Below are 16553 nucleotides of genomic sequence, written 5' to 3'. Positions count from 1 at the left end.
AAAATAGTCAATAATCCAAGTTGCCAGAACATAAGATGAAGTATAAGATAGTGGTAAGAACAAATTGTCAGAACATTTCGTCAACTAATTCTTGGTTAAGGGAGGGATTGCCGTGAATAAGAGCTACGAAGTCGAATACTGTAATCTGGAGCTGCGATTCGAACGCCGGCAAATCCAAAATCTCATCCGTGATCTCATTCAGGAAGGATATTCCTTATACTGGAGCGAGACGGAAGGGCAGTTCCTCGTATCCATCCGAACCGGTCGCAAGCTGGTGAAGCTCCAATTCCACCGGATGAACACCAGGTACAAAATCGTAGGCGATTATGTCATTAAAGACGAGAAGTTGTCGGAGCTATTGGAGAAATTAATAAACGATACACGCGGCCATGCGGTTGTGAAACGAATTAAGGATCGTCAAATCGTGATCGAAAACATTATGTTCGGTGAAATCATAAGACTTGTGGAGGTGTCTGGCATGGAACATCGGATCATTTATCAAAAGAAACCATTCGTAACAATAGAAGAAATGATCAAGGCCTTTCAATCGAAACGGGCAGAAGAGAGGGCGGCGGTGCTGCGTTACGAGCTCGACTACGAACTGTCGGTGCTTCATGAGGCGCTTGAGGCTCAAAATGAGGAAGCGGTTACACAATCAAAGGAAAAATTAGTGGCGCTCCGTACGGAGATGCTGCAGCTGGAACTGTGAGGGATAGACGCGCGTGGATAATCTAAGGCTCTAACGAAACGATCAAGCAGTCGCCCGGGATGGTGCGGCTTGCAGGGTCGTTTCTTTGTGCGAGCAGCACCGACAAGGCCATTATAAAATTTATTGAACCCCACCCCCCTAATATTCTGATGGTAGCTTACGACATTTTTCAATTCAGAAGGTTTTCTTCTGGTGGCAAAAAGAGTAGAATATAGCTATTGTGAATTTAAAAAAAATTACTTACAAAGGATGGAAGAAATTCATGTCTAAGCAACAAATCGGCGTTATCGGCATGGCCGTCATGGGCAGAAACCTAGCCCTCAATATCGAAAGCAGAGGGTTTACTGTCTCCGTATTCAACCGTTCGCGCGAAAAAACGGACGAGCTTATGAGCGAATCCGCAGGCAAAAACCTGGTGCCTACTTATACGATCGAAGAGTTTGTTGCTTCACTCGAAGTTCCTCGTAAAATTCTGATCATGGTGCAAGCGGGAGCGGGTACGGACGCAACAATCGACTCCCTCGTGCCACATTTGGATCAAGGGGATATTATTATTGACGGCGGCAACGCTTATTTCCCTGATACACAGCGCCGCAGCAAAGAGCTTGAAGAAAAAGGCTTCCGCTTTATCGGCACAGGCGTTTCCGGCGGCGAAGAAGGCGCACTGAAGGGGCCTTCCATTATGCCTGGCGGTCAGCGATCCGCTTACGAGCTGGTGGAGCCGATCCTTACGGCAATCTCTGCGAAAGTCGGCGATGAAGCATGTTGTACATATATTGGACCAGACGGTGCCGGACATTATGTGAAGATGGTCCACAACGGCATCGAATACGGCGACATGCAGCTGATTTGCGAAGCGTATGACCTGCTCAAGAACGTGCTGGACGTAAGCGCGGAGGAGCTTCACGAAATCTTTGCAGAGTGGAACAAAGGGGAGCTGGACAGCTACCTGATCGAAATTACTCGCGACATCTTCTCCAAATACGATCCGGAGACTGGCAAGCCTATGGTTGACGTCATCCTTGACTCCGCTGGCCAGAAGGGTACAGGCAAATGGACAAGCCAAAGCTCCCTTGATCTTGGCGTGCCATTGTCCATTATCACGGAGTCTGTATTCACTCGTTTCTTGTCCGCAATGAAGGAAGAGCGCGTAGCGGCAAGCAAAGTATTGAGCGGCCCTGCTAAAGTTCCTTTCCAAGGCGACAAAGCTGCATTCATCGAAGCCGTTCGCAAAGCACTGTTTGCGAGTAAAATTTGCTCTTATGCACAAGGCTTCGCTCAAATGCGCGCGGCATCCGATGAGTATGGCTGGGATCTGAAATATGGCGACATCGCGAAGATCTTCCGCGGAGGCTGTATTATTCGTGCTCGCTTCCTGCAGAACATCACAGACGCTTACGAACGTGATGCGGAGCTTCGCAACCTGCTGCTGGATCCGTACTTTAACGAAATCGTTGTATCGTACCAAGGTGCATGGCGCGATGTCATCGGAACGGCTATTGCCAATGGCGTACCGGTTCCTGCGTTCTCCAGCGCGCTGGCTTACTTCGACAGCTATCGCACAGAGCGACTGCCTGCTAATCTGCTTCAAGCGCAACGCGATTACTTTGGCGCTCACACCTTTAAGCGTGTGGACAAAGAAGGAACGTTCCACTTCAACTGGCTTCAATCCTAGTCGCTTTTAGCGGTCTACGAGGCCATGGGACGCTTCGCGCAGCCAATCGCGCAGCCTGTCCGCTTCCTGGTCGCTGCAATGTCTGCGTTGAATAAGCGCCATTGCCGCTTCGGCGAAATATAAAAAGTTTTTCATGAGGCGTGGCTGCGACAGATCCATGAAAGCGGGATCTGCGTCAGCCACCTTTTTTTTAATATAACCGAGCATCCAGATGACGTCGTCGCGACATAAAGGATGCTCCGGATTCAGGATAGTACGGATCCGTTGGTCGGTCGGATGTAGTGAGCGGACCTGACTCTTCATAATAAGATCACTCCCTGCTTATAATTGACATCATTAACATGCATACGACTAATCCCACTTTTTTATACACTGAATCCCCAAATAAATGATATGATATGGAAGAATTGTCTTCTAAGAATGAGAAAAGGGATGATTGCTCAGATGAAATCGAACAAGCTGGTGCTGATCGGATTTATGGGCACGGGCAAATCCAGCGTCAGTCGAGCGTTATCGGAGCAACTAGGATGGGAACGGGCCGATAGCGACGACGACATCGTAAGACGAGCAGGAAAAAGTATTCCCGATATTTTCGCGGGCGAAGGCGAGCAGCACTTCCGAGATATGGAGTCGGCGTGTCTCCGAGATCTCTTGCAGCGTGCTGAACCAGCAGTGATCGCGACCGGAGGCGGCGCGGTGCTGCGCGAGAGCAACCGTGAAACGATGCTCGCACATAGCTTAGTTGTTGCATTGACTGCAGACCCGGAGAGTATCATCACCCGCGTATCGCAGGATGAAGGGCGGCCTCTGCTGCAAGGAGATGCCAGGGAGCGAGTTTATCAGCTGCTGGAGCAGCGCAAAGGCCTTTATGATTTCGCACATCTCATCATCGATACGACTGGTTTATCCGTTAAGGATGTCTCAAGCCGTATTATCAAACATATGAATGAATCAAAGGAGAACTAATCGATGGATGTTATCGTAACACCGACGCCCCGCTTGTCGGGCGAAATTCAAGCGCTTTCCTCCAAGAACTACACCACCCGCTACTTGTTGGTAGCTGCATTAGCAGAAGGAACCAGCACGATCTATTATCCCGCCCACAGTGAGGATAGCGATGCAATGCGTCGTTGTATCCGCGATCTCGGTGCCATTGTCGAAGAGGACGAAGAGAAAATCGTTATTACAGGTTTCGGCAGCAACCCCAAGCCTGTTGATGAGCTGGATGTGGGCAATGCGGGAGCGGTGCTTCGGTTCCTCATGGCGATTGCATCGCTTTGTCCGGATGTTACCTTTGTTAATCGTTATCCGGATTCTCTGGGGAAACGTCCGCATGACGATCTCATCGAATCGTTAATTTCGATGGGCGTTGCCATCGAGCATCGTGAAGGGAAGTTGCCAATTCGGATTCAAGGCGGACAGCCTAAGGGCGGACATATTCAGGTTTCCGGCAATATTAGCTCTCAATTCTTGAGCGCGCTGTTGTTCCTCACGCCGCTGCTTCAAGAGGACAGCGAGATCGAGGTTCTGCATGATCTCAAATCCAAGGTGGTAGTCGGACAAACGTTGGAGGTTCTTGAGCAGGCTGGCATTATTATTCATGCCGATGAAGACTACATGCGATTCCGTGTGCCTGGCCGCCAGCAATACGAGGCGAAGACGTATTCGGTGCAAGGTGATTATCCTGGTTCCGCCGCGATTCTGGCAGCTGCCGCTGTGACGGAATCCGATGTTATCGTGCATCGTCTGGTTGAGAACAGCAAGCAAGGTGAACGTGCTGTCGTTGACGTGCTTCGTATGATGGAGACACCGCTCACACATGAGAATGGAATTGTGCATATTAAAGGCAATGGTCGACTCAAAGCAGTCGAATTCGACGGGGATCACGCGACGGATGCGGTGCTCGCCATGGTGGCCGCTGCTGTGTTTGCTGAAGGGACTTCTCGATTCTATAATGTTGAAAACCTGAGATACAAAGAATGCGACCGCATTACGGATTACCTGAACGAGCTTCGTAAAGCAGGCGCTAATGTCGAGGAACGCCAAGCCGAGATCATCGTACACGGCAGGCCGGAAGGTGTTGAAGGAGGAGTCGAAATCAATGCCCACTATGACCACCGCGTTATTATGGCATTAACGATTGTTGGTTTACGCTCCCAAGCTCCGATCCGTATCCGCGATGCGCATCATGTTGCGAAGTCGTATCCGATTTACTTCGACCACCTGAAGGCGCTTGGCGCTAATGTAGAGTGGGTAGACTAATAGTAGACGTTATCCATCCTATTGGGAGGTGCTCGTATGTCATTTGGCAACCCGAACAGAGATGAAATCAAAGAACTATTAGCCAACAGCCAGACAATTGCAGTCGTTGGATTGTCCGACAAACCTGATCGTGTTTCGTACATGGTTTCAAAGGTCATGCAGACAAAAGGGTACACCATCATACCGGTTAACCCTGCTGTCAATGGCCCTATACTTGGAGAAACTTGTTATGCGTCCTTAAAGGACATCCCTGTCCCTGTTGATATCGTCAACGTATTCCGCAGAAGCGAGCATACACCCGAGGTAGCTGAGGATGCGTTGGCTATTGGTGCCAAGTCTTTATGGCTTCAGTTAGGCATACGCAATGATGAAGCTGCTACTATTGCCGAATCCGGCGGATTGCGGGTCATAATGGACCGCTGCATCAAGGTGGAGCTGCTGAACCTGCTGCCGCAAGGGAAATCCAATAATTAACGGAATAACAATGTAGATACTTCTGCACAATAAGTGAGGGCTGAGGGGTCAAACAACACTCTCCCGCGGAATAGAATCATCAACGAAGCGGGCCGTCATGGTCCGCTTGTTGGCGTTAATCGCTATAATTTTTGCCACTTATGTTTGATAATGATGGCCAAGCGCTTTGACAAATAAGGGATGAGCGCGTAACATCAGATTAGATAAGTTAGGATAAAGCGCTTGCTTGACCCGGATAAGCTCTAACTTTGATTCATTCTTATGCCAATTCTGCCATTTCTGCCAATTTGGTATCATACATAACAATCGTATCTCGAATCGAGAACATGCCAACAGGAGGTTAAGAGCAAATGAAGTTTATAGGGAGCCTGCAGCAATTAGGCAGAGCGTTCATGCTGCCGATGATTGTGCTTCCTGCCGCAGCAGTGTTTCTTAGCTTGAGCCAATTACCCTGGGAGTGGATCGGCTTGCCCGGCATGTCAGATCATCTCAGAGCGGCGAGTGAAATTATTTTTACATACTTACCCTTCATATTCGCTTTAGGTATTTCACTTGGTCTGACGGGCAATGCATTGTCCGCAGGGATGGCTTCCATGGTTGGTATGGCGATTTATGTCGGCATAACGGGAGAAGCCAACGTAGAGATTGAACCAACCGTCATGATCGGAACGATCATTGGTATATTTTCAGGATTTAGTTATGAGCGGTTTAAGGATTTGAGACTGCCCGAATATATTCAATTTTTCGGTGGTCCAAGGTTCGTACCGCTATTTGTCAGCTTCCTGACATTATTATTTTCGATCGGGATGGTTAATCTGGCTCCTGTCTTACAGCAGATGCTGATCGAGCTTGGAGATGTCGTTGCTTCAGGCGGCGGTTTTGGCGTGTTCTTATACGGTTTTGTTCATCGGATTCTGGTTGTCTTCGGTCTACATCATCTCGTCAGCCATGTGTTCTGGTTCCAGATTGGTGGTTATGAGACAGAGAGTGGCAACATGGTATATGGAGATTTACCACGTTTCTTTGCTGGAGATCCATCCGCGGGCGTCTTCATGGCGGGGCTGTATCCGACTATGATGTTCGCGCTGCCGGCCATTGCGCTAGCGATTATTCATGAGGCGCGCGAGGATCTCAAGCCCAAGATTCGGAAGACATTTATGTACGCGGCGCTTGCATCGTTCCTTACAGGCGTTACAGAGCCAGTTGAGTTTGCCTTCCTGTTTGTAGCTCCATATTTGTACGTCGTTCATGCGATTCTATCAGGCATAATTATGTGGGTCACATATGAGCTTGGTATTCGACATGGCTTCTCGTTCTCGGGTGGAGCCATTGACTTCTTGATTAATGAACATCTAGCAACGCGAGGATGGCTGATCCTTCCAATTGGGATTGTGGTCTTCGCGATCTATTATGTGTTGTTCCGATGGGCGATTACGCGGTTCCAGATCCCTACGCCAGGTCGAGAAGAGGGCTCGCAGCTCGATGAGTGGGCAGGCGACATTCCGTATCGTGCGCCGCTTATTCTGCAGGCTATCGGAGGCAAGGGAAACATTGTACAGATGGAGTCCTGTATCACTAGGCTGCGGCTGAAGCTGTCTAACGACAAGGTCATCGACGTGAACTCGCTTCGGAATCTAGGAGCTGCTGGCGTAATCCGATTAGGCGGCGGGCATGTTCAGGTTGTGTTCGGCACATATTCGGAGCTGATACGCGAAGAGATGCTGAAAACTATCAGCAGAGACCAAGCGCAAGTGTTATTCCATTCACCTGTTCAAGGTCGGATGATTCCACTTGACGAAGTACCGGATCCGATATTTGCCGGCAAGCTTGTCGGTAATGGCGTTGCATTCCTTCCGGACAAGGGTGAGCTCGTATCACCAGTAAAGGGTGAGGTTATCCATATCTATCCGACGATGCACGCAATCGGTATCAAGACGCCGGAAGGGCTTGAAGTACTGCTGCATATCGGCATTGACACATCCAAGCTGTCTGGCCAATCGATCTTCGAGGCCGTGGTCAAGGAGGGAGATGCGGTGACGCCTGGCATGCTGCTGATCCGCTTCAATCTCGGGAGGCTGCGCAAAGAGAGCAAGTCATTAGCTACACCAATGGTCATTACCAACTCCGATAAGGTTCATTCTTGGCGGTATGCGCCGTTCAAAGCGGTCAAGAAGGGACAGTCATCGGTCATGTCAGTCGTACTTAAAGAGAGCAATGGTGGAGGGGAACAAGTATGATTCAAGGGATTGGTGCATCAATGGGCATCGCGATCGGCAAGTCGTTTGTCCTTCCTAACTGGGAGTGGGAAGTGCCGGACAACAAAGTCGATGTTGCGGATTTCGCCAAAGAGTTCGAGCGGGTGTACGAAGGGATCCGAACGTCCAAGTACGAGATCCAACAGATTAAGGAAGAGCTGCGCGATGTTGTCGGCTCGGACGAAAGTCAGATCTTCGATGCGCATCTTGCCATTCTCGACGATCCCGTGTTCATGAACGAAATACAAGGCATTATTCAGCGTCAATACAAGGCGGCCGAAGTTGCCGTTAAGGAAGCGATCGACCATTTCGTTACCATGTTTGATCTGCTCGACGATGATTATATGAAAGAGAGGGCGCTCGACATTAAGGATGTCGGCAATAGGCTTCTCAAGCATTTGCTAGGTGTTCCTGAAGTGACGCTGCCCGTAGATACTCAGCCCTTTATCCTGATCGCGAAAGAGCTATCTCCATCACAGTTAGCTCATATTAATCCGGATCACGTGCTCGGGATTGTAACGCTTGCAGGCAGTACGACCTCACATTCTTCGATTATGGCGCGCGCATTAGGCATTCCGCTTGTAGTCGGCGTTGAAGCAGGACTTCCTGAGCTAAGCGAGCCGATCATGACGGGGCAGACAATCATCATTGACGGTAGTGACGGAACCGTCTATCTTGATCCTGAGCAAAGTATCGTCGATTTGTATGTCGAACTGCATGAGCGGCAAATGGAAGCCAAACGCAAGCTTCAGCATTTTGCAGAACGCAAAGCCGTCACGCCTGATGGGAAGTCGCTGAAGCTGGAAGCGAATATAAGCTCGCTAAAGGAGCTTGAAATTGCTCTTGCAGGGGGAGCGACAGGCGTTGGCTTGTTCCGGACGGAATTTCTATATATGGATCGCAACCGGTTCCCTAAGGAAGAAGAACAGTACGAAGTATATCGAAGTGTGGCTGAACGTTTAGCCGGAGAGACGCTTGTAATTCGGACCCTAGACATAGGCGGCGATAAGCAGCTAGACTATTTTGATATCCCGGAGGAAGACAATCCGTTTCTCGGTTACAGAGCTATCCGGATATCACTTGATCGCAAAGATTTATTCAAGACCCAGCTTCGAGCCATTCTGCGCGCAAGCGCGTACGGTTCTGTCAAGGTTATGTATCCGCTCATTATATCGGTGGACGAGGTTAGAGCTGCGAATGAGGTGCTGGCAGAAGCGATGCGAGAGCTGGACTCAGAAGGTCTGCCTTACCAGCGAGACATTCCCGTCGGTGTGATGATTGAGGTTCCGGCGGCTGTGATGATCGCCGATTTATTGGCGCAAGAGGTTGATTTCTTTAGCATTGGGACCAATGATCTTGTGCAATTTACACTGGCCGTTGATCGAATGAATGAGGAAATATCACATCTGTACGAACCGTTCCATCCGGCCCTTCTGCGTATGATCAAGAAGACAGTGGATGCAGCGAAGGAGTGTGGCATTACAGTATGCGTATGCGGCGAGCTTGCTGGAGATATGCGGGCGCTTCCGATATGGCTAAGTCTTGACATCGACGGATTAAGTATGTCTGCGCACTCTATCCTGCCGGTCAAGGAGCGTTTAATCTCCACGAGGCAGGATGAATGCAGTGATGTTTGGCAAAACCTCCAGCAATGCCGAACGAGTACAGAGATTATCGGACAGCTGGAGGCGTTCGCAGAAATCAAAGATGAGCAGACGGCGAAGGGTTAACCCTTTCGCTGTTCAAGCGCGTCTACGAATGCTTTGGCATACGGCGGCAGATCCGGCGGACGACGTGCAGAGATCAGGTTGCCATCGACAACTACGGCTTCGTCGTACCAGGTTGCTCCCGCATTCTCCATATCGTCCCGTATTCCAGGTGTCGAGGTCACTTTGCGCCCCTCCAATATTTTGGCGGATATCAATACCCACCCAGCATGACAGATTTGCCCGATCGGCTTATTCGCCGCGTCAAGCTCCTGGACGAGCTTAAGTACCTTGGGATAACGGCGAAGCTTGTCCGGCGCCCAGCCGCCTGGGACCAGCAATCCGGCAATTTCGTTGCTATTTACTTCGTCGAAGGACAAGTCTGCAACGGCAGGCACGCCGTATTTGCCAATATGCGTCTTACCTTTCTCGGGTCCGGCATATAGGACAGTCGCTCCAGCTTCTCGAACACGATAGACGGGGTACCATAGTTCCAAATCCTCGCATTCGTCGTCCAGCAAGCAGATTACAGTTTCATTGTGTAAGGACATCATAACCCCTCCATTCAGAATAAGTGCCATTCATACCTATTGTATCCAAAGGAGACCTCATGAATCAAATCGTACCAAGCGCTGCGAAGCGCCCATTAAGCAAAGTGATCCGATTTGCACCCGCGGTTATTTGGATGCTTGTCATCTTTGTGTTGTCTTCACGGACAGGGGATGAGGTCAACACGATGCTTCCGTTCTTTCAACGATTTTTTCCGGGGATGACGGACTTTAACTGGGGACACTTTGTCACGTATTTCATCTTGGCTGCCTGTATCGACTATGGAATAGGCGCTAAGTCGCAACGATGGAGCATTAAATTACTCATTGTCGTGTTATGCGGTTTGTACGGTATCACTGACGAGCTGCATCAATCGATGGTGGGGGGACGGATGATGGATGCTGCCGACGTGCGCAATGATTGTATCGGTGCAGCCATCTGGACAATTACCTCTGCGATTCCGCCAATGAAGAGAGTCCTTAAGCGGATTGGTTTTCAGTATCGAGTTCATTGAATGGGGCTCGAAACATCATGGCGATCCTTCCAAATTCATCGCTCGAAGGCCCGCTGAGGGTGATCATAAAGTAGTAAAAATTTCATGGGGTTCTTAAGCAGGATTTTTGGCAAAAAAGGTCGAATCCTTTATCATTCCCGACTGCAACTATGCAAGGGGACCAGCGGCATACCCGCGTGAATAAGGAGTTGACCATTTTGCGTAAAACATGCCATTGCGGCGAGATCATGACGATGAAACTGCGTACGGTTATTTATTCCGGCAAAGTCGAAATCGATAACGTACCTATCTTCTCGTGCGCTGCTTGCAGCAGAAGCGAAGTCATACCTGAAGTGAAACCCGATTTGACCGGATTAATCGCGAAGCTCGGTGCAGAGCCTGATAAACAGACGTTTCTGTTTAACGAATGCAACGAATGGGCGGACCTCCTGGTCGAAGCGAAAGTGAACAAAAAACCTCCGGAACGTCATGATGTGGAAGTTCTTATCCAGCAGCGTATCAACACGATCCTTGATCTGTATCTCCTAGCCCAAACGCTTGGTGATGAAGGTTGGATAGCTGATTTGAACAAGCGGTTAGAGCAACTCAGCAGACGCTCGATGCTTACATAAGCTAGACGTTTCGATAAGAAAACCTGCCGTACGGCATGTTCTCGCCAACGCCCATTTGTCGCCGAGGATTCGCGTGCATTGCGAAAAGTAATATTTTGTCGTATCATTACGTTAACAATCAGCGAGCGATCTCGTATGTGATAGCCCTCATAATGGGACTAGCTATATGGATAGTCCCAGGCCGAACCATACTGAAGAATAACAAATTCCCTGAGCAAATGGAGAGAGAAACCGTGACGGTAACCATTTATGATGTAGCAAGAGAAGCAGGAGTGTCCATGGCCACGGTATCCCGAGTTGTGAATAACAACCCTAACGTGAAGCCAGCAACGAGAAAAAAAGTTTACGAAGCAATCGAACGTCTTGGCTATCGCCCTAATGCAGTAGCGCGTGGACTTGCCAGCAAGAAGACAACTACTGTCGGCGTCGTAATTCCAGATATTTCGAACGCGATCTTTGCAGAAGTTGCACGCGGAATCGAAGATATTGCTAATATGTATCACTACAATATCATTCTTTGTAACGCGGACAAGAAAAAGGATAAAGAGATTCGTGTCATTAACACCTTGCTTGAGAAGCAGGTAGATGGTCTGTTATTCATGGGTGGAACCGTGACAGAAGAACATCTCCAAGCGTTTAAGACCGCGAATGTACCCATTGTGTTATGTGCGACAAGCGATGATAACAATCAGATTCCTTCCGTCGACATTAACCATGAGGAAGCGGCTTATGATGCAGTGATGAAGCTGACTAGCCAAGGTCATACGCGAATTGCGATGATCAGCGGCACGTTGCAGGATCCGTCCAACGGTTATGCCCGTTTCCAAGGGTATAAACGTGCGCTCGAAGCTGCAGGCATCACATATGATGATACATTAGTTCGCATCGGCAACTACAGATACGAATCCGGCGCAGATGCCATGAAATATTTTATCGATCTGGAACAACGACCAACTGCCGTTTTCTCTGCAACTGACGAGATGGCGATTGGCGCGATCCATTGTATCCAAGATAGTGGTTTGCAAGTTCCCGGAGATATCTCCATCATCAGTGTCGACAACAGCCGAATGGCCTCCATGGTCCGTCCTCAGCTAACTGCGGTTGCACAGCCCATGTACGATATCGGCGCGGTTTCGATGCGTTTGTTGACCAAATTGATGAAAAAAGAAAACGTAGAACAGGCCAAAGTCATCTTGCCGCATGAAATCGTGGTACGACAGTCGGTTGGAGGAATTTAGAACGAATGACAACTAAGATAGTAGGGATCATCGGCGCAATGGCCGAGGAGATCGAAAGGCTTCATGAGCATGTCGAAGTAACGAATACCTTTACAAAAGCAGGCATTACCTATTATGCAGGACAGCTGCACGGCAAGTCCGTGATTTATTGCAAATCTGGAGTAGGCAAAGTGAATGCGGCAGTGTGCACGCAGCTGCTACTCGATGCTGGCGTGGATTGTGTCTTGTTCACTGGTGTTGCGGGAGCACTTGATCCACGACTGAATATTGGCGATATCGTCGTGTCGAACGCATGTATTCAACATGACATGGATGTGACGCCACTCGGATTCCAGCAAGGAGAAATACCGTATCATCCGAACTCCAGATTCCAAGCAGATCCCCGATTAGTGGAACTTGCGACAAGCGCAAGCGAACGTTTATTCCCTGGACGTTGTTTGACTGGGGTCGTATTGTCTGGCGATCAGTTCATCGCAAGCCGGGAAAAGGTGGATCAACTTCACCAGTCCTTGCAAGGAACATGCGCTGAGATGGAAGGTGCTTCGGTCGCACAAGTATGTGAGATGAATGGTATTCCATTCGTCGTCATACGGTCGATGTCGGACAAGGCGGATGGATCTGCCCATGTTAATTTTGCTGACTTTACTGTTCAAGCATCTAATCATTCGTATCAGATCATTGACGATATTCTTCAACATATTTAACAACAAAGAAGAGCAACCCGTGGCGGATTAGCCGAATGGGTTGCTCTTTTTTAGATCGTAAGTATGAACTTTTATAGATCCTGTATGACGATATCCCGAGTAAGTCGATTATTACTCGTAATTTGCTCTCTGCGAGGCACGGGAGGGATATCCTCTTCTTGATCTAGCCATGTGTGTGGAAGCGGCATTGGGCTGACGGATGACCACCGTTCTAGCCAAGCAGCTGGCAGCTCACATTGGCATGATTCCGACTTGATTTGACTAGACAAAGGATGCTCGCTCATCTCCAGCCATACCATGGACCATGCTCGAGGGACAACTCGCCATACATCATATCCGCCCCCGCCAATCGCGACCCACTTTCCTCCCGTGTAGGTGTGAGCAAGCTCATGAATGATGGCAGGAATTTCGCGATAAATATTCATGCTACAATGAATGTGGGAGAGCGGATCATACGCGTGAGCATCGCAGCCATGTTGGCTTACAATAATATCGGGCTTAAAGGATTCAATGACTTTGCGAAGCGTAGTATTGAAGCTCTCCAGCCAGGATTCATCTTCAGTAAACGGCTCGAGCGGCATATTGAAGCATGCGCCAAATCCGCTGTCCAATCCTTTCTCCGAGGCAAAGCCAGTGCCGGGGAACAAATATTTGCCTGTCTCGTGAATGGAATAGGTGCACACATGTGGATCCGTATAAAAAATCCACTGTACGCCGTCACCATGATGTACATCAGTATCGATATAAAGGACGCGTGCATGATAGCGCTCTCTAATGTATTGAATCGCAATTGCTGCATCGTTGTACACACAGAATCCAGATGCTTTGTCTGGAAACGCGTGATGGAGTCCGCCTGCCAGATGGAAAGCGTGATCCGTCTGGCCGCTCATGACCGCTTCCGCGGCGGATACTGATCCGGAGACGATGGAGGAAGCAGCAGCATGCATGCCTTGGAAAAACGGCGTATCCTCCGTCATCAAGCCGAACTGCTCAGCGGTTACAGCGCGGCTGCGAGGATCGGCTTCGTCATTTAGCGATTTGACGGCCTCTATATAATCAGATCGATGTACAAGGGCGAGAAGTTCATCGCTGCACTTTATGGATGGAGCAACGAGTTCGGCCTCCGTCAGCGCCCCACATTCTTTGAGGAGATCAATGGTAAGTGACTGACGAATGGGGTCGAAGGGATGTTCCTCGCCAAATTTATATTGGTATGAATCGGAATGATGAATGAAAAGAGCATTCGATTTCATTACGATCTTCATTCCTTTCTCGCCGGAATAGGCGTGAGCTTAATACATATACCGATTGCGGAATCGAACGCGGTCGAATTGCTCGATGGAAGTCAAAGGCACTTCCTTGCCGATGCGAACCATAAGACAGTTAGCGGGATGCGAGCAAATTTCGGGATCATCCGTAGCGAACCAGATCATGCCTGCCGATTTCATCAGTCGTTCCATCATATTTCTGTAATCCCAGACATTGAGTTTCGTTCCCTCGAGATCCCAGTGCCAATAATATTCGGTTGTAAATACGATCACATTCTCAAGCTGCTCCTCGGCGAAGGCCATGTCAATGAGTTTTTTTCCGATGCCGTAGGAACGGTAATCATTGGCGACCTCTATTGCGCCTAATTCGACGAGATCGATCATTCCGCCTTCTGACCAGCGCTCCAGCTCGTCCGGATAATGGAAGGTAACATAGCCGACAATCAAGTCACCATCTCTTGCGAGCATAATCCGCCCTTCCTCGAGCCCGGCAATCTCAACCAATGCTTCATGCTGCTCGGCCGGTCTGCGAAAGGCGTCAAGTTTAACATGCATCCTATAGCCCGCCAGCCGGTCTGGAGGGACTGGGCCTTCAATGATAAGCTCCCTGTCGTCGCGGGTCACGATAATGTCGGTCTGAAGCCGTTTGCGATGTTCCAAGGAATCAGCACCTTTCGTTCATAAAAATCGTAAATTTGATCGCATCTTCCTTTTATTTGATTATCTACTACTTATCTTTATATCAAACAATCAAGAAAATGAAAAGCGTAGTCGAATCGAATTGTGTTATGCTATAATAGATATATTGTTTTGTAAGCGCCTTCTAAGGTGCGAATTTCCAGATTTGATGGGAGAGTGATAGGATGATCAACTTGCATCAAGAGCGTATACCTGCAACAGCAACAAACCCTAACCTCAAAAATTATGAAGAGGCAACCGATACTTTCGAATGGGAGCAGATCGAACGCCAATTCAGTTGGTATGAAACGGGTAAGGTCAATATGGCCTACGAAGCGATCGAACGTCATCTGGATACCGGCAAGGGTGACAAGATTGCACTCTATTACAGCGACAATGACCGAGACGAATCCTATACGTATCGCCAGCTAAGCGAGCAATCGAACCGATTCGCCAATGTGCTTCGCAAACACGGTATAACGAAAGGCGAGCGCGTCTTTATCTTCATGCCGCGTACCCCAGAATTATACTTTAGCGTACTAGGCGTCTTGAAGGTCGGTGCCGTAGTTGGACCGTTGTTCGAAGCGTTTATGGAGACAGCTGTCAAGGATCGTCTGCAAGATAGCGAAGCGGTGGCAATCGTCACAACACCAGCGCTGCTACACCGAATCAAAAGGGACGAGTTGCCGGCGCTCAAACATATCATCGTCTTTGGGGATGATGTTCCGTCTGACGAAGGCATCGTTCATTTCAAGAACGAAATGGAAGCGGCCTCTGATGTAGCCGAGATCGAATGGCTGAATCGCGAAGATGGTCTTATCCTCCATTATACATCAGGCTCTACTGGTAAGCCAAAGGGAGTATTCCATGCCCAGAACGCAATGATTCAACATAAATATACCGGTCAGATCGTACTCGATCTGAAAGAAGATGATATCTATTGGTGTACTGCGGACCCAGGTTGGGTTACAGGGACATCTTACGGGATCTTCGGTCCTTGGCTCAACGGTGCCACTAACGTCATTCGTGGTGGTCGATTCAGTCCGAGCGACTGGTATAGCGTGATCCAGAAGTACGCCGTCACAGTATGGTACAGCGCGCCTACGGCGTTCCGTATGCTCATGGGTGCAGGCGACGATCTATCCAAGCAATTTGATCTGTCGAGTCTACGCCATGTATTGAGCGTTGGTGAGCCGCTGAATCCAGAAGTTGTACGCTGGGGAATGAAGGTGTACGGTCAACGGATTCACGATACTTGGTGGATGACAGAGACTGGCGGACAACTGATCTGTAACTATCCTAGCATGGATATTAAACCAGGCTCCATGGGCAAGCCGCTTCCAGGCATCCGCGCGGCGATTATTGACGACAACGGCAATGAAGTCCCGCCTTACCGCATGGGCAATCTGGCGATTCAGACGCCATGGCCATCGATGATGCGTAAAGTATGGAACAATCCAGCCAAGTACGAAGAGTACTTCAGACTGAAAGGCTGGTATGTGTCCGGAGACTCCGCTTACATGGATGAAGATGGATACTTCTGGTTCCAAGGACGTATCGATGACGTCATCAATACCGCTGGCGAACGTGTTGGTCCATTCGAAGTCGAGAGCAAGCTGGTCGAGCATCCTGCCGTAGCAGAAGCCGGTGTTATCGGCAAACCGGATATGGTTCGCGGTGAGATCATCAAAGCGTTTATCGCGCTTCGCGAAGGCTTTGAGCCGACTGAAGAATTGAAGAAAGAGATTTCGCAATTCGTAAAAATCGGTTTGTCAGCTCATGCTGCTCCTCGTGAGATTGAATTTAAAGACAAGCTGCCGAAGACACGCAGCGGCAAAATCATGCGTCGCGTACTGAAGGCGTGGGAACTTAATTTGCCAACAGGCGATCTGTCGACCATTGAAGATTAG

At 49.2% G+C, this 16553-nt stretch carries 16 protein-coding genes; 12 read left to right on the top strand and 4 right to left on the bottom strand.

Features of this window, described 5'->3' with window-relative positions; genetic code table 11:
* Positions 1-112 precede the first annotated feature (112 nt).
* Together ACX1C1_RS22350 and gndA are read left to right on the top strand one after the other, a co-directional pair.
* The gene (locus tag ACX1C1_RS22350) at positions 113-709 is read left to right on the top strand and encodes a hypothetical protein (protein WP_458954341.1); all 597 of its coding nucleotides are present in this window, start codon (positions 113-115) and stop codon (positions 707-709) included.
* Between the two features lie 262 nt (positions 710-971).
* Positions 972-2384 carry an NADP-dependent phosphogluconate dehydrogenase gene (gene gndA / locus ACX1C1_RS22345; RefSeq protein WP_458954340.1) on the top strand — a complete coding sequence of 471 codons (1413 nt, stop codon included), beginning with the start codon at positions 972-974 and terminating at the stop codon, positions 2382-2384.
* Positions 2385-2390: 6 nt separating this feature from the next.
* Here gndA and ACX1C1_RS22340 read toward each other — a convergent pair whose 3' ends face one another.
* Positions 2391-2687, bottom strand: coding sequence for a hypothetical protein (locus tag ACX1C1_RS22340; RefSeq protein ID WP_458954339.1), 297 nt, complete (start codon positions 2685-2687; stop codon positions 2391-2393).
* A gap of 141 nt (positions 2688-2828) precedes the next feature.
* Between ACX1C1_RS22340 and ACX1C1_RS22335 the strand changes: the two genes are divergently transcribed.
* From ACX1C1_RS22335 to ptsP, 5 genes are all read left to right on the top strand, one after another.
* The gene (locus ACX1C1_RS22335; RefSeq protein WP_458954338.1) at positions 2829-3350 is read left to right on the top strand and encodes a shikimate kinase; all 522 of its coding nucleotides are present in this window, start codon (positions 2829-2831) and stop codon (positions 3348-3350) included.
* 3 nt (positions 3351-3353) lie between these two features.
* Complete coding sequence (gene aroA / locus ACX1C1_RS22330; RefSeq protein WP_458954337.1) at positions 3354-4646, top strand: 3-phosphoshikimate 1-carboxyvinyltransferase; 1293 nt, start codon at positions 3354-3356, stop codon at positions 4644-4646.
* Between the two features lie 36 nt (positions 4647-4682).
* A complete protein-coding gene (locus ACX1C1_RS22325) occupies positions 4683-5120 on the top strand; it encodes a CoA-binding protein (protein WP_458954336.1) in 438 nt (145 codons plus the stop codon).
* A gap of 350 nt (positions 5121-5470) precedes the next feature.
* Positions 5471-7357: a glucose PTS transporter subunit IIA gene (locus tag ACX1C1_RS22320; protein ID WP_458954335.1), complete on the top strand. Its 1887-nt coding sequence runs from the start codon at positions 5471-5473 to the stop codon at positions 7355-7357.
* Entirely contained in the window at positions 7354-9105 is a 1752-nt protein-coding gene (gene ptsP / locus ACX1C1_RS22315) for a phosphoenolpyruvate--protein phosphotransferase (protein ID WP_458954334.1), read from the top strand. The genes ACX1C1_RS22320 and ptsP overlap by 4 nt, the downstream gene beginning before the upstream one ends.
* On the opposite strand, the gene ACX1C1_RS22310 is transcribed toward ptsP, so the two are convergent.
* Complete coding sequence (locus ACX1C1_RS22310; protein ID WP_458954333.1) at positions 9102-9635, bottom strand: type 1 glutamine amidotransferase domain-containing protein; 534 nt, start codon at positions 9633-9635, stop codon at positions 9102-9104. The two genes, ptsP and ACX1C1_RS22310, sit on opposite strands and share 4 nt — an antisense overlap.
* 56 nt (positions 9636-9691) lie before the next feature.
* Between ACX1C1_RS22310 and ACX1C1_RS22305 the strand changes: the two genes are divergently transcribed.
* From ACX1C1_RS22305 to ACX1C1_RS22290, 4 genes are all read left to right on the top strand, one after another.
* Positions 9692-10144: a VanZ family protein gene (locus ACX1C1_RS22305; protein ID WP_458954332.1), complete on the top strand. Its 453-nt coding sequence runs from the start codon at positions 9692-9694 to the stop codon at positions 10142-10144.
* Positions 10145-10341: 197 nt separating this feature from the next.
* Positions 10342-10755: a hypothetical protein gene (locus tag ACX1C1_RS22300; protein ID WP_458954331.1), complete on the top strand. Its 414-nt coding sequence runs from the start codon at positions 10342-10344 to the stop codon at positions 10753-10755.
* Positions 10756-10988: 233 nt separating this feature from the next.
* Positions 10989-11993 carry a catabolite control protein A gene (ccpA, locus tag ACX1C1_RS22295; protein WP_458954330.1) on the top strand — a complete coding sequence of 335 codons (1005 nt, stop codon included), beginning with the start codon at positions 10989-10991 and terminating at the stop codon, positions 11991-11993.
* 5 nt (positions 11994-11998) lie between these two features.
* Positions 11999-12697 (top strand): 5'-methylthioadenosine/adenosylhomocysteine nucleosidase, encoded by a 699-nt coding sequence (locus tag ACX1C1_RS22290; RefSeq protein ID WP_458954329.1) that lies wholly within the window; start codon positions 11999-12001, stop codon positions 12695-12697.
* 71 nt (positions 12698-12768) lie between these two features.
* Here ACX1C1_RS22290 and ACX1C1_RS22285 read toward each other — a convergent pair whose 3' ends face one another.
* Complete coding sequence (locus ACX1C1_RS22285) at positions 12769-13950, bottom strand: acetoin utilization protein AcuC (protein WP_458954328.1); 1182 nt, start codon at positions 13948-13950, stop codon at positions 12769-12771.
* A gap of 39 nt (positions 13951-13989) precedes the next feature.
* Positions 13990-14625 (bottom strand): GNAT family N-acetyltransferase, encoded by a 636-nt coding sequence (locus ACX1C1_RS22280; protein ID WP_458954327.1) that lies wholly within the window; start codon positions 14623-14625, stop codon positions 13990-13992.
* A 203-nt stretch (positions 14626-14828) separates the two neighbouring features.
* Between ACX1C1_RS22280 and acsA the strand changes: the two genes are divergently transcribed.
* Positions 14829-16553 (top strand): acetate--CoA ligase, encoded by a 1725-nt coding sequence (gene acsA / locus ACX1C1_RS22275; protein ID WP_458954326.1) that lies wholly within the window; start codon positions 14829-14831, stop codon positions 16551-16553.

The sequence above is a fragment of the Paenibacillus sp. strain BS8-2 genome, from assembly GCF_054483835.1.
This window is presented reverse-complemented; position numbering and strand designations above follow the sequence as displayed.

What these genes read in the sequence shown, in the direction of transcription:
- ptsP (WP_458954334.1), top strand. Translation starts at nt 7,354, where the DNA reads ATGATTCAAGGGATTGGTGCATCAATGGGCATCGCGATCGGCAAGTCG.
- gndA (WP_458954340.1), top strand. Translation starts at nt 972, where the DNA reads ATGTCTAAGCAACAAATCGGCGTTATCGGCATGGCCGTCATGGGCAGA.
- acsA (WP_458954326.1), top strand. Translation starts at nt 14,829, where the DNA reads ATGATCAACTTGCATCAAGAGCGTATACCTGCAACAGCAACAAACCCT.
- ACX1C1_RS22340 (WP_458954339.1), bottom strand. Translation starts at nt 2,687, where the DNA reads ATGAAGAGTCAGGTCCGCTCACTACATCCGACCGACCAACGGATCCGT.
- ACX1C1_RS22290 (WP_458954329.1), top strand. Translation starts at nt 11,999, where the DNA reads ATGACAACTAAGATAGTAGGGATCATCGGCGCAATGGCCGAGGAGATC.
- ACX1C1_RS22320 (WP_458954335.1), top strand. Translation starts at nt 5,471, where the DNA reads ATGAAGTTTATAGGGAGCCTGCAGCAATTAGGCAGAGCGTTCATGCTG.
- ACX1C1_RS22335 (WP_458954338.1), top strand. Translation starts at nt 2,829, where the DNA reads ATGAAATCGAACAAGCTGGTGCTGATCGGATTTATGGGCACGGGCAAA.
- aroA (WP_458954337.1), top strand. Translation starts at nt 3,354, where the DNA reads ATGGATGTTATCGTAACACCGACGCCCCGCTTGTCGGGCGAAATTCAA.
- ACX1C1_RS22305 (WP_458954332.1), top strand. Translation starts at nt 9,692, where the DNA reads ATGAATCAAATCGTACCAAGCGCTGCGAAGCGCCCATTAAGCAAAGTG.
- ACX1C1_RS22325 (WP_458954336.1), top strand. Translation starts at nt 4,683, where the DNA reads ATGTCATTTGGCAACCCGAACAGAGATGAAATCAAAGAACTATTAGCC.
- ACX1C1_RS22310 (WP_458954333.1), bottom strand. Translation starts at nt 9,635, where the DNA reads ATGATGTCCTTACACAATGAAACTGTAATCTGCTTGCTGGACGACGAA.
- ACX1C1_RS22285 (WP_458954328.1), bottom strand. Translation starts at nt 13,950, where the DNA reads ATGAAATCGAATGCTCTTTTCATTCATCATTCCGATTCATACCAATAT.